Raw genomic sequence first — 24,978 nt, 5'->3', positions numbered from 1 at the left:
ATTGTCCCCCTTATGTTTTATAGCGCGGATACTGTAAGTGCCTGACTTTCTAAGGCTATGATTACGGCACTGACGGTTTGAAGTGATGTGAATAATGGAATATGTTGCATGATTGCCATTTTTCGGGCTTGGTATCCGTAAGAGTCTTTATCATGATCATCGGATAGCGTATCGATAACGAATTGAACCGTTCCAGATTGAATTAACTCGCTGATATCGTTTAATTGACCATCAACGGTTGTCGATTTAGTACTGGTGACTGTCTTAACTTGGTTTTCCATAAAAAATTGAGACATTTTGTCTGACGTTATGATTTGATAACCCAGAGAAACAAATTGTTTAACAAGTGGTAATGCTTCGTTTTTATTTTTATCATTTATATTTAATAGAATAGACCCATTTCCTGCAAGATTAACGTTCGCTGCAACAAATGCTTTATAAAGAGCCTTGGGGAAAGAATTATCGGTTCCCATAACTTCTCCAGTTGATTTCATTTCTGGTCCGAGAAATGGGTCAACGTCGTTCAATTTACTGAACGAGAAGACTGGTGCCTTTACATGTATTACTTCAGGCTCTTCGAACAAACCACCTTTGTATCCCTGTTCTTGTAAATCATGGCCTAAAATAATCTTAGTTGCGACTTGCGTCATTTTAATCCCGGTAACTTTACTTAAAAATGGTACCGTTCGACTTGCCCTTGGATTAACTTCTAAAATATATAATTCATCTTGATGGACAATAAACTGAAGATTCATTAATCCAACACATTTGAGTTCAAGAGCAATTTTTTTAGTTGCAATTACGATTTCTGACTTGATTTTATCTGATAAATGTTGCGACGGATAAACCGCCATTGAATCACCTGAATGAATTCCGGCATGTTCAATATGTTCCATGATTCCGGGTACTAGGACTGATGCGCCATCACAAATCGCATCAACTTCACACTCAATACCCTCAAGATAACTATCAATTAAAATGGGGTGTTGAGGAGCCATTTTAACATTATTAAGCAAATAATGTTTAAGCTCTGCGGTATTTTGAATAATTTCCATTGCGCGCCCGCCTAAAACATAACTAGGTCTAACAAGCACAGGGTATCCGATTTCCGTAGCTCGTTCGATAACTTCGTCCTGAGTCGTTGCTGTCATACCAACAGGTTGTTTTAAGCCAAGTTTTTTAATCGCTTGATTAAATGACTCTCTATCCTCGGCACGATCCAAGTTTTTAACAGATGTCCCCAATATCTTAACACCTTGTTGTTGTAAACCTTCAGCAAGATTAATTGCAGTTTGCCCACCAAACTGAACGATAATGCCTAAGGGTCTATCAACATCGATAACATTTAAAACATCTTCTAACGTTAACGGTTCAAAATACAATTTGTCCGCGATAGAAAAATCAGTTGAAACGGTTTCTGGATTACTATTCATTATAATCGCTTCGTACCCAGCGTCTCGAATCGCTCTGACACAGTGAACCGTTGCATAATCAAACTCAACGCCTTGACCAATTCGAATGGGGCCAGATCCAATAACCATAATTGCTTGTTTCTGACTCTTAACACTCTCATTTTCGTGTTCATATGTGCTATAAAAATAAGGTGTTGACGATTCAAATTCTGCGGCACACGTATCAACCATTTTATAAACCGGAACAATCTTATTTTCTTTTCGAGTCGCTCTAACGGCATCAGTCGTTGTTTGCCAGATATTAGCAATTGTCTTATCGCTAAATCCATGAATCTTTGCGTTAGTAAGTACGTCTATATCCGTATTTGTTATACTCAATGCCATCTCGATCTCGATAATATGTTTTAATTTATCCAAAAAAACTAAATTAATTTTGGTAAGTTCGGATATCTCTTCAATTGTATATTCTCGTCGAATTGCTTCGGCTAAATAGAAAATTCTCTGGTCAGTTGCATTAACCAATTGGTTTTCTAACTCAGAATCAGTTTGACTATCTGCCCCGCTCAATTGTAAATAATCTTCATCAATTTCTAAAGAGCGAATGGCTTTCAATATGCTTTCTTCCATATTACGACCAATTGCCATAACTTCACCGGTGGCTTTCATTTGCGTTCCAAGCGAACGGTTAGCGTGGTTAAATTTATCAAATGGCCAGCGTGGAATTTTAGTAACAACGTAATCTAAGGCTGGTTCGAATTCCGCAAAGGTTGTTTTAGTCACTGGATTTAAAATTTCATCTAAATTCAATCCTACGGCGATTTTAGCAGCAATCTTTGCAATTGGGTAACCTGTTGCCTTTGAAGCTAAAGCTGATGAACGGCTAACACGTGGATTAACTTCTATAATATTGTACTTAAAACTGTTGGGATCAAGTGCAAGTTGTACATTACAACCACCCTCAATTTTCAGCGCCCTAATCAATTTTAATGAAACATCGCGTAACATTTGATACTCTCTGTCAGACAAAGTTTGCGTTGGCGCAAAAACGATTGAGTCGCCAGTATGAATACCGACCGGATCAAAATTCTCCATGCTACAAACGACGATTGCATTGTCCGCATGATCACGCATGACCTCAAATTCTATTTCCTTGTATCCTGCAATACTCTTTTCTATCAAGCATTGAGTCGTCGGAGACAATTCTAAACCGTTGATGACCGTTTTCCTGAGTTCATCAACGGTTTTACATAAGCCACCACCAGTACCTCCCATTGTAAACGCAGGTCGAACAATAACCGGATATCCTGCAATATCCGCAAATTCAATTGCGTTTTCCACCGTTTCAACTGTTAAGGATTCTGGAATAGGTTCATTTAATTCTTGCATCAATTGTTTAAATTGTTCACGGTCTTCAGCTTGATCAATCGATTTTAATTTTGTCCCTAATAATTCAATATTAAGTTCATCTAGAATTCCTGATTTAGATAATTCCATTGCCAAATTTAACCCGATTTGTCCACCTAATGTCGGTACTATTGCATCCGGATATTCTTTACGAAGGATACCCGAAACGGACGCTACCGTTAAAGGTTCAATATATACCTCGTCGGCAACTTCTTTATCTGTCATGATTGTAGCTGGGTTGGAGTTTACAAGAACAACTTCATACCCTTCTTCTTTTAATGACAAACACGCTTGGGTACCAGAATAATCAAACTCTGCTGCTTGACCTATAATAATTGGTCCAGACCCTAGTACCATTATTTTATGAATATCTTTTCTCTTAGGCATAATTATTTTCTCCCAACTCGGTTTATTAGTTCAATAAATTCATCAAATAAATAATCTGCATCATGGGGACCAGGTGCGGCATCCGGATGGAATTGGACGCTAAATGCCGGATCAGTTTTATGCTTAATTCCTTCAACAGTTTCATCATTAATTTCACGGTGCGTGACTAGTAATTTATTGGAATCAATAGAATCACTGTCAACCGCAAAGCCATGATTTTGTGAAGTGAAATCAATTCGCCCAGTCGCAATTTCTCTAACTGGGTGATTAAATCCACGATGACCAAATTTCATTTTGTATGTATCTGCACCGTTCGCTAGCGCAAAGAGTTGATGACCCAGGCAAATACCAAAGATTGGGAACTTAGGCTGAATTTCTTTTATCATTTCAACTACCTCTGGTAAATTTTTAGGATCTCCCGGCCCATTTGATAATAAAACACCATCCGGCTGTAAATCAGATATTTGCTTCGCAGTCGCATTGTAAGGCAGAACAATTACGTTACAATCTCGCTTTGATAACTCTCGTAAAATACTATGTTTTAAGCCAAAATCAATCAAGACAATATTTAACTTTGTTCCGGGATTAGGATATGCTCTCGTCGTTGAAACCTGTTGCACAATATTTTGATTAAGTACGGTCGCATTCATAGCATCAAATGCGTGTTCTATATTGGCATCTGCATCAATAATACTGCCCTTCATTGTCCCAACGCTTCGTAACTTCTTTGTTAATTCCCGTGTATCAATTCCATATATACCCGGGATATCCTTTTGTTTTAAAAATTCATCTAAAGTTAATTGTTGACGCCAGTTGCTGGAGACTCTGGCAACGTTGTTAACAATCACACCTTTACAGGAAGGTTCTATCGACTCATAATCATCCATATTAATACCATAATTCCCGATTATTGGGTTGGTAAACGTTATAATCTGATTGCTGAAAGATTGATCCGTAATTGTTTCTTGATATCCCGTCATTCCCGTAGTAAAAACAACTTCTCCAGTGGTAGAAGCTACAGCACCAAAACTAAATCCCTTGAAGATACTTCCGTCTTCCAAAATTAAGAATCGCTTCATGACTTTTACTCAACCTTTCGATTATCATATTTAATCTCACCACTAACCATTGTTACAATTGTTGTACCGTATATTTTTTGTCCAGTGAAAGGCGTATTTTTACCCTTAGATATATAGTCTGATTCTCGTATTGTTTGTTCATGACTAATATCAAAAAGTGAAATATCAGCCACCATTCCTGGCTCCAGCAGTCCACTTTCTAAATTAAAGGTTTTAGCCGGATTTTCACTCATTAAAATAATTAGTTGCGTTAAAGTTAAAATGCCAGTTTTAACCATTTTTGTATATAACAATGAAAATGCCGTTTCACTTCCTGTAATGCCAAAAGCCGCGTCAATCATACTGCCTTGCTTTTCCTCTTCACTGTGTGGTGCGTGATCCGTCGCAATCATATCAATTGTGCCATCCAACAATCCTTCGATTAAGGCCAATCTATCATCTTCTGTCCTTAAAGGTGGGTTCATTTTATAATTTCCATTATCCATATGAATATCCGAATCTGTTAATAATAAGTGATGCGGTGAAACTTCACATGTAACATTTATCCCATGGCCCTTAGCTATTCGAATTAATTCAACGCTTTCCTTCGTGGAAACGTGACACATATGATAATGTACACCTGTTTTTTGTGCAAGCATCAGGTCACGTGCTAATTGTGACGATTCTACGATACCCATTATGCCAGGTAGTCCCAGATTTTTAGCCCGTACACCCTCGTTCATGACCCCACCAAATAATAACGAATTATCTTCAACGTGTGAGACAAGCGGCAGTTTAACTCGTGCTGCCTCCTTCATTGCGAGATACATTGTTCCCGCCGTTTGAATCCCTGATCCGTCATTCGTAAAAGCAAAGGCCCCGGCCTTTTTTAAACCTTCAAAATCAACCAGTTCCTCTGACGTTCTATCTTTAGTAATTGCGGCGTATTGTTGAATATGAACCTGACCGTCTTTTTTATTTCGTCTTTTTATTTCTTCAAAATGTGCAACAGTATCTGGAACGGGATCCAAGTTTGGCATTGCACCTACCGTAGTAAAACCACCATGCGCAGCAGCCAAGCTCCCCGTCTTAATTGTTTCCTTATATTCAAATCCGGGTTCGCGATAATGAACGTGGACATCGACTAATCCGGGGGTCACAATTAATCCTTCTGCATCAATGATTAAATCAATATCCGAAAATTCGTCTGCTAAATCTATCCCGATTGCTTTTATTTTGTCATCTTCAATCAGTAAATCCTGTTGCGTAAAAGTGTGATTTAAGAAAAGTGTGCCATTTTTAATTAATTTTTTCATAAACTAATCTGCCTCCATAAGATGACGACCGTTAATAACTGCTTCTAAAATAGCCATTCTAACAAAAACACCATTCGTCATTTGTTTAACAAATCGTGATTGCTCACATTCAACTAAGTCACTTGCTAATTCAACGTCACGATTAATCGGACCAGGATGCATAATGATGGATCCGGCTTTTAACTTCTTACCACGTGCAACACTTAATCCAAATTTTTCGTGATAGTTCTGTTTTGAAAATTTACTGTCATCGGCATGGCGCTCGTGCTGAACGCGCAACATCATCATGACATCTACTTCGGCAACTAATTCATCCATCTCCAAGTACTGACCATACTCAGCAAATTCTTCGGAGAACCATTCCTTTGGACCCGAGAAGTATAACGATGCACCTAATTTTTTCAATAACTGCATGTTACTTTTCGCCACTCTTGAATTAGTGAGGTCACCCACAATTGCGACTTTTAAATCTTTGAACGTCCCAAACTCTTCTTTGATAGTCATCATATCAAGCAGGCATTGTGACGGGTGTTGACCACTTCCATCTCCGCCATTGATAATACCAACACCCAAATCGTTCTCGCCAATTAATTGTTGGTAATATTCGTTTTCAGGATGACGAATAACCGCAATTTGTGTGCCAATCGCACCCATTGTTAGAACAGTATCATACAGTGTCTCACCTTTACTTACTGCACTAATACTTGGATTAAACGATACAATATTTAATTTCATTCGTTGTTCCGCAACCTCAAAGCTGCTATGTGTTCTCGTACTATTTTCAAAAAATAAATTTGTTGTATAGATGGGATATTTTAAGTCAAATAATGACGGATTTCGTTTGAATTTTTCGGCTCTTTCAATTAATGCCTCAACTTCTTCCGTAGATAAGTCTTCAATTGATACCAAATGTTGTAACTGAACTAAATTTGTCTTTTTATTTAACAAAATATCATCTCCTATTATTTTTCGCTTTTAGCTTCTTTAGGTAAAATAAGATTTAATGCGATACCAACGACTGTTGCAAGTGCGATACTTGTTAACTGTAAATCTCCCACTTTTAAGTACATACCGCCAATACCTAATACTAAAATGCTAGCAGTAATCATTAAATTACGTTTTTTATCATAATCAATTTGATTATCAATTAAGATTCTTAAGCCACTTGAAGCAATAACCCCGAAGAGTAAGAAACTAATTCCACCAATAACTGGTCCTGGAATACTTTGAATCAATGCGCTTATTTTTCCAACGAAACTAAAGATAATTGCGAAGAATGCGGCGCCACCAATCACCCAGATACTATGGACTTTAGTCATGGCTAAAACACCAATATTTTCACCATATGACGTTGTTGGTGGACCCCCAACGAATCCAGCGATAATTGATGACACACCATCTCCAAACAATGTTCTGTTTAATCCAGGATCTTTAAAGAAATTTCGCTTAGTTAATTTATTTAAGACCATGATATGGCCCATGTGCTCCGTCATCGTGACAAATGCGATTGGCGCCATACCAATAATTGCGCTCCAATAAATTTTAGGTTGATAATTTATGAATGCTACGTTGAATGCAGGTAATGTGAACCAGTTTGCCTTCTCTACCGTAGAAAAATCAACGATACCGCATAAGACTGCCATAATGTACCCGCAGACGATCCCTAATAGGATAGGAATTAAACTTATAAATCCTTTAAGATACATGTTGAAGAAAATTGTAATTCCCAGAGTGAAGATTGCGACCCAAACATATTTGATATCGTAGGTACCAGAGTTCAACATTGCATTACTTGCTGCTGTTGTTGCCATAGACAACCCGATGACCATTACAACAGGACCAACAACAACCGCCGGCAGAATTCGATCGAGCCACCCCGACCCAACTTTCCCAATGATAATTGAAACAATCAGATAAACGAGTCCGGCTGAGATAGTTCCTTGAGCAACTGCCGGATATCCAGACGTTTTCATTAACATTTGCATCACAGCGATAAAAGCAAAACTAGATCCAAGATAAGCCGGTATTTTACCATTCGTAATACCAATATAAACTAACGTTCCGACCCCCGAACTGAATAGGGCAATACTTGGGTTTAACCCAACTAAGATTGGGACTAAAACTGTTGCACCAAACATCGTAAATAAATGTTGAATTGATAGCCCCATCCATTGTCCGAACGACGGTCTATCATGAATATCAAGTATTGCATCTTCATTTCTAAATTTTTCTGCCATTTTAATCATTTCCTTTCTGTATAAAAAAAGCACCTCTATAGAGAGATGCCTTCGAAGTTGAAACCCGACTTAAACTAATTCCATGTCGCGTTTCTAAATCGTTTGCTCTCTCTGGAACAATTTAACGATTTATTATTTAATTCTTTCAATTTCAATTGAGTCTTTGCCGTCAACTTCTTCTACTGAAACTGAAATCTGTTCATCTGGTGAAGTGGGAATATTTTTACCAACGAAATCTGCTCTTATGGGTAATTCTCTGTGACCTCTATCTACAAGGACAGCTAAATTAATTGTTTGTGGGCGTCCCTGATCCATTAGCGCATCAAGAGCTGCTCTGATTGTACGACCGGTAAATAACACATCATCAATTAAAATAACTTGCTTTCCAGTAATATCGAAATCGATTTGGCTACCTTTAGTATTAATTGTGGGTTCATTTCCTAGACTCGCATCATGACGATCATCGCGATAAAGTTCAATATCTAATGACCCAACTAAAACGTCCGCACCTTCAAGTTGTTTTAAACGATCTGCGATACGTTTTGCTAAGTAGATTCCTCTTGTCTTAATTCCAATTAAGACGAGATTATCGATTCCTTTATTCTTTTCAATAATTTCGTATGTCATTCGTGTTAAGGCACGCTTCATTGCTAATGAATCTATCACTTCTTTTGCCATTCGTTATTTCCTCCTCTTTTTGTCCAATAAAAAAGCCTCCCAATCTAAAAATACTTAGACTAAGAGGCAGACTCCTTCAAAGAGAAATCTATTTGTGCGTTACCTTTTAGTCTCACGGGACTATTTTAAAGGATCTTTATTGGTTTTTATATTACTAGATAGAATTTGTTTTGTCAAGATAATCTAAGGTACTTTTAAAAATAGGAGGAATTGGTACTTCAAAAATAAGCTCTTCCCCAGTTGTGGGGTGTTTAAATCCAAGTTTAGCAGCATGTAAAAATTGGCCACGTCCTTTTATCGTTTTACGCGGCCCGTACAATGGATCACCAACAACTGGATGCCCAATGTATTGCATATGAACACGAATCTGATGTGTACGTCCTGTCTCTAATTGGCATTTAATGAGTGAGTAATTTTCATAATTTTTCTCTACCTTAAAATGCGTAACGGCTGGACGCCCATCTTCAACTACGGCTTGCTTCATTCGATCTCTAGGTGATCGACCAAGAGGTGCCTTAATAATACCCGACTCCTCTTTAATCGGCTGATGGACTAATGCGATATATTCACGGACATTCGTTTTTGCCTTTAATTGGGCAGCCAATGATTGATGCGCTTTATCATTTTTAGCTACCATCAAAAGTCCCGATGTATCTTTATCGATTCGGTGAACAATTCCTGGTCTGAACGCGCCGTTAATTGTTGATAATGGGCTGTGAAATAGTAAAGCATTTACTAATGTCCCATCTGGATGCCCCGGTGATGGATGCACGACCATGCCTTGCGGTTTATTAACAACAATAACGTCGTCATCTTCGTAGACAATGTCTAATGGGATATCCTGGGGTACTAAATCTAGCGCGACAGGATCAGGTTCAATTAAACTAATTTTGTCACCCGGTTGAACATCATATTTACTTTTTTCCATTTTCCCGTTAACCAATACATCGCCACTTTTAATCCAATGTTGTAATTTTGATCTAGATATTTCGGGCATTAACTGTGAGACAACTTTATCAAGCCGTCCCGTTTCATTTTGAATCACTAATTCTGTCATTTATCGTCTTCCTTTAAAACAATTATTAATAAAATAACAACTCCGACCGTTAACGACATATCCGCCACATTAAAAATTGGAAAGTTAACGAAATCAGTTTGAAACATGTCTACGACATAACCAAATCTCAAACGATCGATGAAGTTACCAAGTGTTCCGGCAATCATTAAAGCAATACTAATTTTATATCCTGTATTTGCTCTATATTTATAGAAATAATAAACCATCAATCCCAAAGCTAAAATGGAAACAATGAAAAAGAACCATTGCTTACCAGCCATTAAACTCCAAGCTGCCCCATCATTTCTGATATTCGCGATAGAAAATAGATTAGGTATAACAGTTTGACTCGTATCTAACGCAATATTTGCTGAGACGACATATTTCACAACTTGGTCGGCAACTAATATAATTCCCGCTAATAGTGCATATATAAACATATTAAACCCTCTTAATTATTCATTAATATAGTCCTGAAATTACACCATTATCATCAATATCCATATGGTTCGCAGCAGGTACTTTAGGTAATCCTGGCATTGTTAATACATTACCCGTTAAAGCAACTAAGAACTGAGAACCTAGTTTGGGATTAAACTCACGAATATGAATCGTAAAATCGGTGGGTGCTCCTAACAGTTTAGCATTATCCGATAACGAATACTGCGTTTTTGCCATACAGATTGGTAATTTGTCCCAGCCAAGTTCCTTAAACTGTCGTAATTGTTGTTTTGCCTTGGGCGCATACTCAACATTTGTACCGCCATAGATTGTTTTAACAATTTTTTCAATTTTAGTTTCTGCGGAATCGTCGGCTTCATATAATGCCTTAAATTCATGAACCTCACTTGTTGTCTCAATGACTTTATTTGCTAAATCAATTGCACCGGCCCCACCTTGTCCCCATACGTCTGCAGGTACAGCTGAAACGCCAATTTCGTCAGAAAGATCAATCAGCGTTTGCACTTCAAGATTCGTATCAGCAGTAAACTTGTTAATAGCAACAACAACCGGAATATTGTAACGTTGCATATTTTCAACGTGCTTTTTCAAGTTTGAAAAGCCTACTTTTAATGCGTCGACATTTTCTAGTTCTAAGTCAGTTTTTGAAACACCACCATGCATTTTTAATGCACGAATTGTTGCCACAATAACAATTGTATCTGGCGTCTTACCTAAAACTGGTGTCTTAATATCGAGGAATTTTTCGGCACCCAAATCGGCACCAAATCCAGCTTCTGTAATTGCGTAGTCACCCAATTGAAGTGCCGTCTGTGTTGCGAGAACGCTGTTACATCCATGTGCAATATTAGCAAAGGGGCCGCCATGAATAACTGCGGGCGTATGTTCTAATGTCTGGACTAAGTTAGGTTTAATCGCATCTTTTAGTAACAGACTAATTGCGCCTGTCACGCCCAAATCAGATACAGTAATTGGTTTTTTATCATAATTGTATGCCACAACTATGTCATTTATTCTAGATTTTAAATCTTTAATATCTTTTGCTAAACACAAAATGGCCATTAATTCACTAGCGACCGTGATATCAAATCCATCTTCTCTAGGTACACCCTGCATTGGACCACCTAGGCCCACAACGACATTTCGAAGTGCGCGATCATTAATATCAAGGACTCGTTTCCAAATAATTCGTCTTTGATCAATTTTTAAAGCATTACCTTGTTGAATATGATTATCGATTAAGGCAGCCAATGTATTATTTGCGGTTGTCAAAGCATGCATATCACCAGTAAAATGCAAATTGATATCTTCCATTGGAACAACTTGTGAATAACCACCGCCAGTCGCGCCACCTTTCATCCCCATAACCGGGCCTAATGAAGGTTCTCTAAGCGCAATCATAACTTTTTTATTTAAACGATGCATAGCATCCCCTAAACCAACAGTTACCGTTGATTTACCTTCTCCGGCTGGAGTGGGACTAATTGCAGTGACTAGAATCAACTTAGAATCCTTTTTTTCGGGTAAATCTAAAGGTAAATTTATTTTCGCCTTGAAGTTACCATATGGTTCAATATCAGTTCTTTTTAAACCAATTTCATTAGCTATATCTTCTATAGGTTTCATCACATTTTTTTGTGCAATTTCTATATCGTTCAAGTTTATCATCCTTCCATATTCAATTTATTAAGTATAACTGAGAAAACGGCGATTGTCATTAGTTGCACTACGGACTAAAGTTACATATACTGAAAGGGTACTCATTGTATGACCAATTTTGGGAGGCGTTTGATATGGAATCTGGTATTGTTGAATGGTTTAGCGCGCAAAAGGGTTACGGCTTCATTGCTTATGGTGATGAACAGGAAATATTCGTTCATTACACTGCTATACAGTCCGACGCATTTAAGGTCCTTGGAACTGGTCAACACGTAACATTTGAAGTTAAAGAAGGTAGCCGTGGTTTACAAGCTGCCAACGTTACAATTATAAAATAATAATCTCGCATAAACGATAAATCATCCATCCTTACTTGTATTCATAAGTAAGGATGGATGATTTTTTATTTTACTGTAGCCCGATAACCGATATCTAACCGATAAAATGTTTTCGGAACCTCAAAATCATTCATTAAATGATAAACCTTTTTTTGTGCATCGACCATATCTGAACCCGTTTCATGTAGAATATAAATTCGTCCACCAGTGGCGACTAATTCATTCTTGACTGTATCGACACCCGCAAAATCAATCTTATCGGCAATTGGTTTAAAATCTTTAAGGTTTGGTAATACGTTATTCTTCGAGGGCTGCTCCGGATAACCTTCTGCGGCAAGTACCACTCCCAATGTAATCCCATCTGTTTCCCATTCCAAAATTGGTTCTTTATGTTGCAATAATTGCGAAATTACTACCGCCAAATCTGATTTTAATCTTGGAATCACCACTTCAGTCTCAGGATCTCCAAATCGAACATTATATTCAATTACTTTAGGTCCAGCTTTCGTTAAAATTAATCCGACATATAAAATACCCATAAATGGGATACGCCTGTTCACCATTTCATCTACCGTTGGTTGCACAATCTTTTGGATAGCCATCGTAACAATATCATCAGGGATTTGTGGTACGGGGCAATAGGCGCCCATTCCACCAGTATTTGGCCCATTATCTCCTTCAAATGCGCGTTTATGATCTTGGGAGATGGGCATCGGATAAACCTTGTTGCGATCAATAAATGCCATTAAGGAGAATTCTTCTCCCTCAAGATACTCTTCAATTAAAACTTCTGTCGTACCATATTGATGCTGCAGTAAAAATGAATTTAAAGCATGCTTCGCCTCCGAGTGATTTTGAGCGATAACGACCCCTTTTCCCCCAGCCAATCCGTTTGCTTTAATAACTAACGGGAATGGTTCCATACCAACGTAATCCATTGCCATTTGGTAGTCTGTGAACCGTCGATAGTCTGCCGTCGGAACGTTAGCTGACTTCATAATTTGTTTTGCAAATTCTTTAGATCCTTCTAACTGAGCAGCAGCTTGCGAAGGCCCATAAATAGCTAAACCCTCCTGCTGGAAAAAATCAGTTATACCGGCAATTAATGGGATTTCTGGACCTACGAAAGTCCAATCGATTTCATTTTCACGGGCAAAATTAGCTATATCCTTAAAATTAGTTATATCAATTTTAATTGGCTTAATCCCGTTATTACTCATCCCGGGATTTCCCGGAAGACAATAAACCTCAGATACAGCATTACTTTCAACGAATTTTCGCGCAATAGCATGCTCACGACCACCAGAACCAATCACCAATATTTTCATAATATTACATAATCCTTTCAGAATTAATCATTTAACCTGCTTGAATTGATTAATGTTTAAAGTGACGACGACCACTAAAGACCATTGCGATTGCCTTACGGTTAGCCATGTCAATAGAATCCTGATCCTTAATCGATCCACCCGGCTGAATAATTGCAGTTACACCATGATCAGCGGCGTACTCAACACTATCATCCATCGGAAAATAAGCGTCTGAAGCCAAAACAAATGGTTCTACCATCCCATGTTCAAGAGCTTGTTCAATCGCAATTTTAACGGAACCAATACGATTCATTTGGCCGGCCCCAATTCCCAACGTCTGGTCTTTTGTGGCTATCACAATTGCATTACTTTTAACATGCTTAACAATTCTTTGCGCAAACAACAGAGCTTCCTTCTCGTCAATTGTTGGTAATTTTTCGGTGACCGTTTTTAATTCTGACATTTGATCGATAACTTGATCACGTTCTTGAACCAGTAGTCCCCCCAGAACTGATACATATTCATATTTATCAGCTTGGTCCTTTTGACTGAAATCGAGTGTCATCACGCGCAGATTTTTCTTCTTTGCTAAAATATCATAAGCGTCATCAGTAAAGCTAGGTGCAATGATGATTTCTAAGAATAACTGATGTAAATCAGTCGCGGTCGCCAAATTGACTTCACGATTTAAGGCAATAATGCCACCAAAAATAGATGTTTTATCAGCATCAAATGCTTTTTGCCATGCTTCATAGATGTTCTCGCCAACACCAACGCCGCAAGGATTCATGTGTTTCATCGCCACTACAGCAGGACGTTTAAACTCGGAAACAACCTTTAATGCAGCATCTGCGTCCTTGATGTTGTTGTATGATAATTCTTTACCATGCAATTGTTTAGCTGAGGCAATAGAAAAGGCATTAGGTATCCCAGCCTGATAAAAAGCAGCACTCTGATGAGCATTTTCACCATAGCGCATCCCTTGCTTGAAATCATATGTTAACGATAATTTTTCAGGAAAAGCAACTTCCAATTCTTTTGTTAAATAATCTGCGATAAGCGCGTCGTATGCCGCCGTATGTCGAAATGCCTTGGCAGCCAACTGACGACGAAAATGATGATTTTGTTTTTCGTCATCAAGTTCAATTAGAACAGCCGCATAATCAGCCTTATCAACAACAACGTACACTGATTGAAAATTTTTAGAAGCGGACCTTAACATTGCTGGGCCACCAATATCAATCTGCTCAATTGCTTCAGACTCAATTGTGTTAGGCTTTTCAATTGTTTCTTTAAAAGGATATAAGTTGACACAAACTAAATCAATTGGCGTAATCGACTCTTTTTTTAATTTAGCCATATGCGTGGGATTATCACGTTTCGCTAATAAACCGCCATGAATCATAGGATGTAACGTTTTAACTCGCCCGTCGAGCATTTCTGGAAAATGAGTTACTTCCTCAACCTCAATAACCGAAAGCCCCGCATTTTTCAAAGCTTTAAATGTCCCACCCGTGGAAATAAGTTCGAAGCCGCGCTCAATTAATCCTTCGGCAAAATCAATAATACCTGTTTTATCGGAAACACTTATTAACGCTCTTCTCATCTTAATCAATCTCCCTTTTCATCATTTATTTAATAAATTCAAAATAACACTCGGATATAACTGATGTTCTATATGATGAATTTTAACTTCTAATTGTTTTAACGTTTCATGTGCTAGAACTGGGACCTTTTGTTGCGCAATAATTGGCCCCGTATCTACGCCTTCATCAATATAGTGAATGGTTACACCTGTTTCGGTTACCCCAGCATTATAAGCATCTTCAATCCCATGAATTCCTGGAAAAAGGGGCAATAAAGCGGGATGAATATTAATTATTTTCATTGGATACTCATCAAGTAACGTAGTTGTTATTACCCGCATATATCCTGCCAACAGGATGAAGTCAATTTGATAATTAGCTAACTCCTTAATAATTGCTTGCTCATAATAGTTCCGATTTTCAAAATCTTTAGGCTGCACGATGAACGTCGGGATTCCTCTACGCTTAGCCTTTTCAATTACGGCGGCTTTTGGTCGATCACAGACCAGGATTTCAATTTTTAATCCCCTATCTTTCAGCGTTTGATCATCAGCAATGTTTTCAAAATTAGACCCGGTTCCTGACGCAAAAATAGCAACTTTCAACATTTTAGGCACCCTCTAAACTGATGACTTCATCATTAGTTTCAATGGCTACACGACCTATTTCAAAAGCTTGAACCGTTTGCTTATTTAGACTCGTCAAGACAGCTTCTACATTAGATTCATCGACCGCTAAAACCATTCCAATTCCCATATTAAAAATTTCATACATGTCCAAATGTGGAACCTCGCCATATTTTTCAATGGCCTCAAAAATGGGTAATACTGGCCACGTATTTAATTGAATCTTTGCCTGAAGCCCCTTGGGTAACATCCTTGGAATATTCTCAATGAAGCCGCCCCCCGTGATATGAGCAGCACCTTTAATCAGGTTAGCTTGGAATAAAGGGCATAAGTCATCAACATATATTTTAGTGGGTGTCAGTAATATCTCAGCAAGTGTTTCATTTAGATTTTCTGGTAGGGGTTCAGTTAACTTAAACCGATTATCTTCAAAGAATATTTTTCTAACCAATGAAAACCCGTTCGAATGAATACCCGTGGATGAGATGCCGATTAAGACGTCATTGGCTTGAATTAAATGTCCATCAACTAAGTGTTGTTTTTCGACAACCCCAACTGCAAATCCCGCCATATCGTAATGTGTTTCTTGATACATCCCTGGCATTTCGGCCGTTTCACCACCAATAAGGGCCATGTGAGCTGTTTGACATCCCTTGATCACGCCGGACACAATTTTTTCGATTTTCTCGGGATTAGTTTTACCCGTTGCTAAGTAATCTAAGAAATATAAAGGCGTTGCGCCCTGTGCAACAATATCATTCACACACATTGCCACGCAGTCAATACCAATTGTGTCATGCTTGTTTGCTTCAAAAGCTACCATTAATTTTGTGCCAACACCATCCGTCCCTGAGACCATCAGTGGTTCTTGAATCTGTTTCGTACTCAAATCAAACAGTCCACCAAATCCAGAAATGTCACTCGCTCCATTAACTAATGACATTTGCTTATTGATTCGCTTAACAACGTCATATCCTGCGGTTACATCAACACCCGATTTTTGATAAGCATTTACCATCTTAAAATCCTCACTTTTCTGCCGTTAAATTCGCCAAATATTCGGTTTCGTAATCGTATAATGGCGTTGGGTAGTCTCCATTAAAATATGCCATGCATAATCCTGAATAAGGAGTATCTAAATTCAGCCCAATCGAGTCAATTAACCCGCTCTCACTTAAAAATGATAATGAATCCACACCAATAATGGCCCGCATTTCTTCTACCGATTTGTGAGCAGCAATCAATTCAGATTGTTTTTGTATATCAATTCCATAAAAGCATGGATATTTAAGAGGTGGTGAAGCAATTCTTAGATGAACTTCAGCCGCCCCAGCCGCCTTCAATAAGCGAACAATATGCTTACTCGTTGTTCCCCGAACGATTGAATCATCCACTAATATAATTTTTTTACCTCTAACAACACTTTTAACGGCTGATAATTTCATTCTCACACCTTGTTCTCTCAGCGCTTGTGTCGGTTGAATAAAGGTTCGAGCAACATATTGATTTTTAACTAATCCCATTTCGTAAGGGATGCCACTTTCTTCCGCGTACCCACTCGCCGCAGATAGTGATGAATTTGGCACACCAATAACCATATCCGCAGCAATATTTGTCTCTCTTGCTAATTGACGACCCATTCTTTTACGTGCCGAATGGACATTAATCCCACAAATATCTGAATCTGGTCTGGCAAAATAAATATATTCCATTGAACAAATTGCCATTTTTGTGTCCGTTGTGTACACGTCAATTGATAATCCCTGATTGCTGATCGTAACAATTTCTCCAGGATTAACGTCACGTACAAACGTTGCCCCAACAGAATCTAACGCGCATGTCTCACTCGCAACAACATAAGCACCATTAACCATTTGTCCAATTGATAAAGGTCTAAACCCATTTGGATCCAGTGCCGCAATCATACAGTCAGATGTCATTAATAAGTATGCAAAACCACCGCGAACTTGATTTAATGCTTCCTTAACTTGTTCATGTAGGGTATCCGCATCCGAACGCCGAATTAAATGCATCAAAACTTCCGAATCTGAACTTGATTTAAAGATAGCACCATCTTGTTCTAATTCATTTCTGAGGGTAGTTGCATTAGTTAAATTACCATTATGTGCTAACGCAAATTGTGCGTCATAAAAATCAAACAAGAAAGGTTGGATATTATCAATTCCATTACTTCCAGCAGTTGCGTACCGGACGTGACCAATGGCCACGTTCCCCGTTAATTTTTTAATCTTTTCAGGTTTTCTAAAAACATCTGATAATAATCCCAATCCTCTGTACCCAATTAACTTGCCTTCATCATTCGAGATGATGCCGGCACCTTCTTGTCCACGATGTTGTAAACTATGGAGACCAAAATAGGTTATTTGATTAGCATCTTCATGACCCCAAACGCCAAAAACACCACATTCTTCGTTTAAACTTCTTACTTCATTAGACATGGAATGGCATCCTCCCAGGCATGTTTTGCTTCAGCAACAGCAATTACTATATGGTTATCTTTTGTCGTTACGTCAATCATCTGTGTCGCCGTTACGCGACCAATTTTTTGGGCATTTAGTTCCATCAATTTTTCAAATGCTTCCGCATTCGCCGGATTAACCGATAAGATAAAACGTGATTGCGTTTCCGAAAAAAGTTGTGCGTCAGTTATGTCTAGCTCGACCGTCATGCCCAAGTCGTTTTTAAACGCCGATTCGCTTAAGGCAACGGCCAGGCCCCCTTCAGCCAAATCATGAGCACTTTCGACCAGATTAGACTCTATAGCTTCCAACACCAATTCTTGGTTACGTTTTTCCTGCTTTAAATCAAAATGTGTGAGATCACCAGAAATCTTGCCAGACACCATTTTCTGAATTTCTGAACCATTGAAATCATCGTATGTTGTACCAATTAGATATAGCAGATCATTAAGATGTTTAAAATCCTGTGTTGTTATGTGTTTAACGTCATTAATTAAACCAACCATCCCAATCATGGGTGTCGGATAAATAGCCTGTTCATTGAATTCGTTATATAATGATACGTTTCCAGAAATGACCGGTGTATTAAACAACTCGCAAGCTTCCGAAATACCAATGGCACTTTGATCAAATTCCCAAAATATTTCCGGGTTCTCTGGGCGACCATAGTTTAGACAGTCAGTAATTGCCAGCGGTCTCCCGCCAGACGCAACAATATTACGTGCGGCTTCAGAAACGGCAATTTGTCCACCAATTTTCGGATTTAAGTAAATGTAGCGTGCATTACAATCCGTCGTCATTGCGAGCGCCTTATTCGTTTCTCTAATACGGATAACACCGGCATCACTACCTGGTTTTACAACTGTATTAACCTTAACTTGCGAATCATATGTTTCATACAACGATGCTTTAGACGCAATTGTTGGTTGCCTCAATAAAGCTAGCCAAGTTTCCCTCACATTTTTAATTTCAGGAATAAAATCATCCTGATTTTTAAATTGATTAATTCTAGCCGGTTCTTTTTGTTCTTTGTGATAAATGGGTACGTCACTTGTCAAAGAATCAACTGGTAAATTGGCCACAATTTTTCCTTCATGCATTAATATGTAATCCGTACTTTCCGTTACATAGCCTATATTAACGGCCTCTAAATCATATTTTTTAAATAAATCCGTTACTTTCGTTTCGAATTCGGGTTTAATACAGAGAACCATACGCTCTTGAGATTCAGATAACATCATTTCATAAGCAGACATATTCGTTTCTCGTTGTGGTACCTTATCCAGGTCAAGAACCATACCGGAACCGGCTTTAGAAGCCATTTCGGCCGTCGACGAAACTAATCCAGCAGCACCCATATCTTGAATTCCTACCAACCAGTCGGGATGGTCCAAAATAAGTTCCAGACAGGCATCCATCAGTAATTTCTCCATAAATGGATCTCCCACCTGAACAGCTGAACGTTGCGTTTCTTTATCATCAGCAAATTCGTCGGAAGCAAACGTTGCCCCGTGAATACCATCACGACCTGTTTTTGCGCCAACATAAATGACTAGATTACCATTCCCCTTGGCTTGACCCTTTTGAATGTTTTTATGCTCAATGAGTCCCACACACATGGCATTCACAAGTGGATTTCCTTCATAACAAGGATCAAAACTCGTTTCACCGCCAATGGTTGGAATCCCAATACAGTTACCATAGCCACCAATACCGGAAACAATTTCTGACATAAGATACTTTGTGCGCTCGTTATCTAATTCACCAAAACGCAAACTATCCAGCAGCGCAATTGGGGTAGCACCCATTGAAAAAATATCTCTGATAATGCCTCCGACACCTGTTGCAGCCCCTTCGTATGGTTCGACGGCTGAGGGATGGTTATGACTTTCGGCTTTGAAAACAACTGCCTTACCATCACCAATGTCAATAACACCTGCGCCCTCTCCTGGTCCCTGCAAAACTTGTGGACCAGAGTTTGGAAAACGACTTAGAACGGGCCGAGAATTTTTATATGAACAATGTTCGCTCCACATGACTGAAAACAGACCGGCCTCAGTATAATTCGGTTGACGCTTTAAAATATCATTTTTAATTAATCTATATTCCGAGTCCGTTAAACCCCATTCTTGATACAGTTTGGTCTCTTCGATTTCCCGTGCTGTCGGTTCTTGTATCATAACCAAATCACCTCACTCCCTCTGTGTGTGTCGTTAGCATCGATTTAAATAAATCTAGTCCATCGGTTGAACCTAGTAATGTTTCAATTGCCCGTTCTGGATGAGGCATCATACCGAGAACATTCCCCCGTTCGTTAACAATTCCAGCAATATCATCGATACTTCCGTTTGGGTTGTCTTCATATCTAAAAACAATTTGTTTGTTTTTCTTTAACTTAACTAATGTTTCATCATCACAATAATAACTACCTTCACCATGCGCAATTGGTAATTCAATTAATGTTTGATCTTTGTAACCAGTTGTAAAACTTGTTTGATTATTGACGATTTTTAATGAAACAGGTTTACAAATAAATTTAATTTTTTTATTTCGAATTAAGGCTCCCGGAAGTAAGTTCATTTCAGTTAACATTTGAAAACCATTACATGTTCCAAACACGAGTTTACCCTCATCAGCAAACCGTCGCACTTCATTCATAATTGGCGATAAACTTGCGATTGCACCACTTCTTAGATAGTCCCCATACGAAAATCCGCCGGGAAGTAAAACGCCGTCAAATCCATCAAGCGAGGTTTCCGTATACGATACGAACGCTACCTGCTCATGCAAGCCATCCCGAATGGCATAAAACAAATCATCATCACAATTCGAACCTGGAAATACAATAACCGCAAATTTCATACTTGCTCCCCCAGTTCTTCAAGTTCATAACGATAACGTTCCATATTGGGATTAGCCAACAATTTGTCACAAATATTATCAACCTTTTGATTGATTTCTAGTTCAGTTGCTTTAATGTTCATTACGAAGTATTTCCCAACCCGGACATCACTCACGCCTGAAAAGCCCAATCGACTGATTGCTTCATTAACGGCCTGCCCTTGTGGATCTAAAACTGATTCTTTATAGGTAACATATACTTTTACGCTATACATTAGTTAGCCCCTTTTCCGTTTTCAATCGGTTTAACACTTCCTCATACGCTGGAATAATACTTCCTTGTTCTTTTCTAAAAATATCTTTATCTAATGAATCGTGTGTCGTTGTATCCCATAACCGTGCATTATCTGGTGAGAACTCATCCGCTAAGATGATGGCACCATGGTAACGACCAAATTCAAGTTTAAAATCAATCAAATCAATGTTTATTTTTTTAAATAGTTGAACCAATAGTTGATTTATAACTAGTATCTGTTTTTTTATCTCAATTATTTCAAGTTCCGTTACAAATTTTAAAGCAAAAATTTGGGATTCATTTATTACCGGATCATCAAGTGCATCACTTTTATAATAGTATTCAAGAACTGGTGATAATAGTTTGGTTCCTTCAATTTGATTAAACTTACGAGCAAAACTACCAGAAATTACATTTCGTAAAACAAATTCAATTGGAATGATATCAGTTTTTTTAACCAATTGTTCGGTTTCTGACATATTCTTAATGAAATGCGTTTTAATTCCGTTATTTGTCAAATAAGCAAAAATGATATTAGAAATTTGACGATTCAATAACCCTTTACCCGGTACTTCTTCCATTCGTTTACCATTAAGAGCAGTCGCTTGGTTTTTATAAACCATTCTTAGCACTTCATTATCACTTGTTTGGTAGACATCTTTAGCTTTTCCCTCGTAAATTAATTGATCCAAGTAATTGGCCTCCTTTAGATAATTTCTTAACAATTTAATGAAAATAATAATAATAGTTCGTTAATGACAAAGTAAGTTTAACAATATATTAAAGAAATATCAATGGTTAAATACGATATATTTTAAAAATAATAAATAAATGGTTCGTGTTTTACTAAATAAAGAAATGTTTTTGAGTTTAAATGACATATTTTGTCCAAAGAATCATTTACATAATTACGAAAAACTAATAACTACAAAAAAAGATAACTCCACTCTAGTAAAATACTAGAACGGAGTTATCTTTTCACAAATGATTTATAAATAGACTGTCCCATTAGAACAAAGCAAGCAACCAATCTATTTAACAATTGAATTGCGGTAAAATTTATTTTATATTATAACGCAAATGATTAACTTTCTGTATGAACTCCAGGATAACCTCTAATTGTTCTGGCGTAAATTCGTCTTCTAATTGCGCATATTTTCTATCTAAATCTAAATGCATTTGTTGATGGACTTTTTTTAATTTGATTCCATCCGTCGTTAATAACAGATAAATAGCCTTCTGATTAGTCGGTCGTTTAATCCTTTCAATTAATCCCCTTTTTTCTAACTTAGAGATAATTTTAGAAACTGCTCCTTGCGTCATTGATACGTTTGAAACAATTTCTTTTAAAGCAATGGGACGTTCTGAAATGAGTGATAAAACATCCAAATCGCTAGAATTAATTGTCTCAGTTCTTTTTTTTAAATTTACGCTTTCTAAATGATCAACAATCCATTGATGTTCAATATCTAATTCATCGTCACGTTCTCTAAATTCACGTAATGCCTGCAATAATTCTTTATTCATAGTAAGCCTCTTTTAAATTCCTAGGAATATATATTTGACATTTACACCGTCACGTATTATTATAGTTTACATTCCAAAGAATATAAACAGAAAGAAGGAAATAAAATGAAAAATGTTATTATTTTTGACCACCCTTACACTGCAATTGCCAGTGAAAATGAACCTCATAATCGTGCCTATGCCGCCGCTGTCCTTAAGCAGACAGTTAGCATGCTTAAGGCAAAAGGTGAAGACGTTGATATTATCGATTTACATGCAGATCATTTTAACCCCGTTATGTCAGCTGAAGATTTAGCCAGTTGGCGAACGGGACATTCTTTAGATCCACAAACATTAGATTACCAGAACCGCCTATTAGACGCGGATAAAATTATTTTTATTTTTCCAATTTGGTGGGAACTTATGCCTGCTATGACAAAAGGGTTTTTAGACAAAGTTTTATCACGTTCAATTTTACCTAAGCATGGAAAATCACCTTTTCCTAAAAATCCCACGGTTATCATGATGACAACTATGGGAACCCCGCCTCTTTATTATAAATTACATTATCATAAACCTGTCTTCTACTCATTCTGGGTAGGAACTTTTCATAAAATTGGTTTAAAAAAATTTAAATGGCTGACCTTTGATGGTGATGCTAAGCTCGCTAAACGCGAAGCTGCACTTCGTAAAATTAAATTCTAATTAAGGATTAACAGCGGTGCTAGTTCTGGGATGTAGTAGACCATAAAAAACATTTCATTAGTTGAGATTGTAATAATCAATCCTAACGTGAAGTGTTTTTTATTTGGCTAGAGATATATAAAGTAAGTTTAAGCTGAATATTCCGTCAACAGCATTCTCAACGATTAAAAAATACATTAACTGTAATAAAAAAAATTATCGGAAGTATTTCCCAATTAGGGACACCTTCCGATAACCTTATTATTAAACCGTTCCATTCATTATTAATAACAATTCACATTGATAACTACAAAACTTAAAATCCCATTAAATGATACTAAATAAGACCAATTCGTTTAAAAATTGCGTCAACATTTCGAATGTGATAATGATAATCAAACGCATCATCCAAATCTTCCTGAGTTAGTGCCGACATGATTTGTTCATCTGCTTCCAACAATGGTCGAAATTGAATCTGTTGATCCCACGAAATTGCGGTCTTAGGTTGAATCAAATCGTATGCGGCTTCTCTGGACATCCCGCTATCAATTAATTTAAGCAAAACTCGTTGACTATAGATAAGACCAAAAGTCCGACCCATATTTTTTTTCATGTTATCTGGAAATACAGTTAACTCTTTAATGATTTTTGTAAATCGACGTAACATGTAATCTAATAAAATAGTTGTATCGGGTAAAATAATACGTTCCGCAGAACTATGCGAAATATCACGTTCATGCCATAGTGTAACGTCCTCAAAAGCCGTCACCATATGACCTCGAATAACACGTGCTAATCCTGTAATATTTTCGGAGCCAATTGGATTACGTTTATGTGGCATGGCAGATGACCCTTTTTGTCCTTTAGCAAAGTATTCTTCAACTTCACGTGTTTCACTTTTTTGTAGTCCACGAATCTCTGTCGCCATTTTTTCAATTGACGTCGCAAGTAAGGCCATTTCTGATACATAGTTAGCGTGCAAGTCTCGCGGTAGGACCTGTGTTGAAATTTCTTGTGGCCTAATTCCAAGATGCTCACACACAAAAGTTTCAACAAACATTGGAATGTTCGCAAAAGTTCCAACTGCGCCACTTATTTTGCCCGCTTCAACTTCTGAGGCCGCAGCTTCAAAGCGAGTTTGATGGCGTTTCATTTCTGAATACCACAAGGCAATTTTTAGTCCAAAAGTTGTTGGTTCAGCGTGTACCCCATGCGTTCTCCCCATCATAACGGTATCTTTATACTCAACCGCCTTATCGGCTAAAACAGTCATAAATTCTTCAATATCCTTACGTAAGATATTGTTGGCCTGTTTTAAAATAGAACCATAGGCAGTATCAACCACATCAGTAGATGTTAACCCATAATGAACCCATTTACGTTCTTCTCCAAGAGATTCCGAAACGGCTCTTGTAAAGGCAACAACATCATGTTTTGTTTCTTGTTCTATTTCTAAAATACGATCAATATCAAAACTGGCATTTTTGCGGATTTTACCTGCATCTGCGGCTGGTACATGCCCTAACTCAACCCAAGCCTCGCTGGCTAAAATTTCAACCTCTAGCCACGCATTGTATTTATTTTCATCTGACCAAACAGCACCCATCTCAGCATTTGTATAACGATCAATCATTATTATCTT

General features: G+C 37.7%; 22 protein-coding genes. 2 read left to right on the top strand and 20 right to left on the bottom strand.

The window, feature by feature from the left end; genetic code table 11:
• Window positions 1-17: 17 nt before the first annotated feature.
• The 9 genes from carB to N0K73_RS01895 all read right to left on the bottom strand — a co-directional run bounded on the left by carB (window position 18) and on the right by N0K73_RS01895 (window position 11,670).
• Entirely contained in the window at window positions 18-3,203 is a 3,186-nt protein-coding gene (gene carB / locus N0K73_RS01935; protein ID WP_112249858.1) for a carbamoyl-phosphate synthase large subunit, read from the bottom strand.
• A 2-nt stretch (window positions 3,204-3,205) separates the two neighbouring features.
• Window positions 3,206-4,282 carry a carbamoyl phosphate synthase small subunit gene (locus N0K73_RS01930; RefSeq protein ID WP_112249856.1) on the bottom strand — a complete coding sequence of 359 codons (1,077 nt, stop codon included), beginning with the start codon at window positions 4,280-4,282 and terminating at the stop codon, window positions 3,206-3,208.
• Window positions 4,283-4,287: 5 nt separating this feature from the next.
• Window positions 4,288-5,577 carry a dihydroorotase gene (gene pyrC / locus N0K73_RS01925; protein WP_112249854.1) on the bottom strand — a complete coding sequence of 430 codons (1,290 nt, stop codon included), beginning with the start codon at window positions 5,575-5,577 and terminating at the stop codon, window positions 4,288-4,290.
• 3 nt (window positions 5,578-5,580) lie between these two features.
• Window positions 5,581-6,525 (bottom strand): aspartate carbamoyltransferase catalytic subunit, encoded by a 945-nt coding sequence (locus N0K73_RS01920; protein WP_112249852.1) that lies wholly within the window; start codon window positions 6,523-6,525, stop codon window positions 5,581-5,583.
• A 14-nt stretch (window positions 6,526-6,539) separates the two neighbouring features.
• Entirely contained in the window at window positions 6,540-7,814 is a 1,275-nt protein-coding gene (locus tag N0K73_RS01915) for a solute carrier family 23 protein (RefSeq protein WP_112249850.1), read from the bottom strand.
• A 132-nt stretch (window positions 7,815-7,946) separates the two neighbouring features.
• Complete coding sequence (pyrR, locus tag N0K73_RS01910; RefSeq protein ID WP_057973520.1) at window positions 7,947-8,492, bottom strand: bifunctional pyr operon transcriptional regulator/uracil phosphoribosyltransferase PyrR; 546 nt, start codon at window positions 8,490-8,492, stop codon at window positions 7,947-7,949.
• Window positions 8,493-8,646: 154 nt separating this feature from the next.
• Complete coding sequence (locus N0K73_RS01905; protein WP_057973519.1) at window positions 8,647-9,549, bottom strand: RluA family pseudouridine synthase; 903 nt, start codon at window positions 9,547-9,549, stop codon at window positions 8,647-8,649.
• Window positions 9,546-9,989 (bottom strand): signal peptidase II, encoded by a 444-nt coding sequence (gene lspA, locus N0K73_RS01900; protein ID WP_057973518.1) that lies wholly within the window; start codon window positions 9,987-9,989, stop codon window positions 9,546-9,548. The genes N0K73_RS01905 and lspA overlap by 4 nt, the downstream gene beginning before the upstream one ends.
• Window positions 9,990-10,011: 22 nt before the next feature.
• Complete coding sequence (locus tag N0K73_RS01895; RefSeq protein WP_112249848.1) at window positions 10,012-11,670, bottom strand: formate--tetrahydrofolate ligase; 1,659 nt, start codon at window positions 11,668-11,670, stop codon at window positions 10,012-10,014.
• Window positions 11,671-11,804: 134 nt separating this feature from the next.
• Between N0K73_RS01895 and N0K73_RS01890 the strand changes: the two genes are divergently transcribed.
• Window positions 11,805-12,008, top strand: a complete 204-nt coding sequence (locus N0K73_RS01890) for a cold shock domain-containing protein (protein WP_057973516.1) — start codon at window positions 11,805-11,807, stop codon at window positions 12,006-12,008.
• Window positions 12,009-12,073: 65 nt separating this feature from the next.
• On the opposite strand, the gene purD is transcribed toward N0K73_RS01890, so the two are convergent.
• The 10 genes from purD to N0K73_RS01840 all read right to left on the bottom strand — a co-directional run bounded on the left by purD (window position 12,074) and on the right by N0K73_RS01840 (window position 22,673).
• On the bottom strand, window positions 12,074-13,336 hold the full coding sequence (gene purD / locus N0K73_RS01885; protein WP_112249846.1) for a phosphoribosylamine--glycine ligase: 1,263 nt from the start codon (window positions 13,334-13,336) through the stop codon (window positions 12,074-12,076).
• Window positions 13,337-13,385: 49 nt separating this feature from the next.
• Window positions 13,386-14,924, bottom strand: a complete 1,539-nt coding sequence (gene purH / locus N0K73_RS01880; protein WP_112249844.1) for a bifunctional phosphoribosylaminoimidazolecarboxamide formyltransferase/IMP cyclohydrolase — start codon at window positions 14,922-14,924, stop codon at window positions 13,386-13,388.
• Between the two features lie 21 nt (window positions 14,925-14,945).
• The gene (gene purN, locus N0K73_RS01875; protein WP_112250056.1) at window positions 14,946-15,509 is read right to left on the bottom strand and encodes a phosphoribosylglycinamide formyltransferase; all 564 of its coding nucleotides are present in this window, start codon (window positions 15,507-15,509) and stop codon (window positions 14,946-14,948) included.
• A gap of 4 nt (window positions 15,510-15,513) precedes the next feature.
• Window positions 15,514-16,548: a phosphoribosylformylglycinamidine cyclo-ligase gene (gene purM, locus N0K73_RS01870; RefSeq protein ID WP_112249842.1), complete on the bottom strand. Its 1,035-nt coding sequence runs from the start codon at window positions 16,546-16,548 to the stop codon at window positions 15,514-15,516.
• 10 nt (window positions 16,549-16,558) lie between these two features.
• Window positions 16,559-17,989 carry an amidophosphoribosyltransferase gene (gene purF, locus N0K73_RS01865; RefSeq protein WP_112249840.1) on the bottom strand — a complete coding sequence of 477 codons (1,431 nt, stop codon included), beginning with the start codon at window positions 17,987-17,989 and terminating at the stop codon, window positions 16,559-16,561.
• On the bottom strand, window positions 17,974-20,196 hold the full coding sequence (purL, locus tag N0K73_RS01860; protein ID WP_181647329.1) for a phosphoribosylformylglycinamidine synthase subunit PurL: 2,223 nt from the start codon (window positions 20,194-20,196) through the stop codon (window positions 17,974-17,976). The genes purF and purL overlap by 16 nt, the downstream gene beginning before the upstream one ends.
• A 1-nt stretch (window position 20,197) precedes the next feature.
• The gene (gene purQ / locus N0K73_RS01855) at window positions 20,198-20,872 is read right to left on the bottom strand and encodes a phosphoribosylformylglycinamidine synthase subunit PurQ (protein ID WP_112249838.1); all 675 of its coding nucleotides are present in this window, start codon (window positions 20,870-20,872) and stop codon (window positions 20,198-20,200) included.
• A complete protein-coding gene (gene purS / locus N0K73_RS01850; protein WP_057973509.1) occupies window positions 20,869-21,126 on the bottom strand; it encodes a phosphoribosylformylglycinamidine synthase subunit PurS in 258 nt (85 codons plus the stop codon). Before purS ends, purQ begins: the two co-directional genes overlap by 4 nt.
• Entirely contained in the window at window positions 21,119-21,838 is a 720-nt protein-coding gene (purC, locus tag N0K73_RS01845; RefSeq protein WP_112249836.1) for a phosphoribosylaminoimidazolesuccinocarboxamide synthase, read from the bottom strand. The genes purS and purC overlap by 8 nt, the downstream gene beginning before the upstream one ends.
• Window positions 21,839-22,205: 367 nt before the next feature.
• A complete protein-coding gene (locus tag N0K73_RS01840; RefSeq protein WP_112249833.1) occupies window positions 22,206-22,673 on the bottom strand; it encodes a MarR family winged helix-turn-helix transcriptional regulator in 468 nt (155 codons plus the stop codon).
• A gap of 105 nt (window positions 22,674-22,778) precedes the next feature.
• On the opposite strand from N0K73_RS01840, the gene N0K73_RS01835 reads away from it, so the two are divergent.
• Window positions 22,779-23,357: an NAD(P)H-dependent oxidoreductase gene (locus N0K73_RS01835; RefSeq protein ID WP_057973506.1), complete on the top strand. Its 579-nt coding sequence runs from the start codon at window positions 22,779-22,781 to the stop codon at window positions 23,355-23,357.
• Window positions 23,358-23,673: 316 nt separating this feature from the next.
• Here the strand turns inward: N0K73_RS01835 and purB are convergent, their stop codons facing one another.
• On the bottom strand, window positions 23,674-24,969 hold the full coding sequence (purB, locus tag N0K73_RS01830) for an adenylosuccinate lyase (RefSeq protein ID WP_112249827.1): 1,296 nt from the start codon (window positions 24,967-24,969) through the stop codon (window positions 23,674-23,676).
• Window positions 24,970-24,978: the final 9 nt, after the last annotated feature.

It is taken from the genome of Dellaglioa algida (genome assembly GCF_030127605.1).
Classification (GTDB): Bacteria; Bacillota; Bacilli; order Lactobacillales; family Lactobacillaceae; genus Dellaglioa; species Dellaglioa algida.
This window is presented reverse-complemented; position numbering and strand designations above follow the sequence as displayed.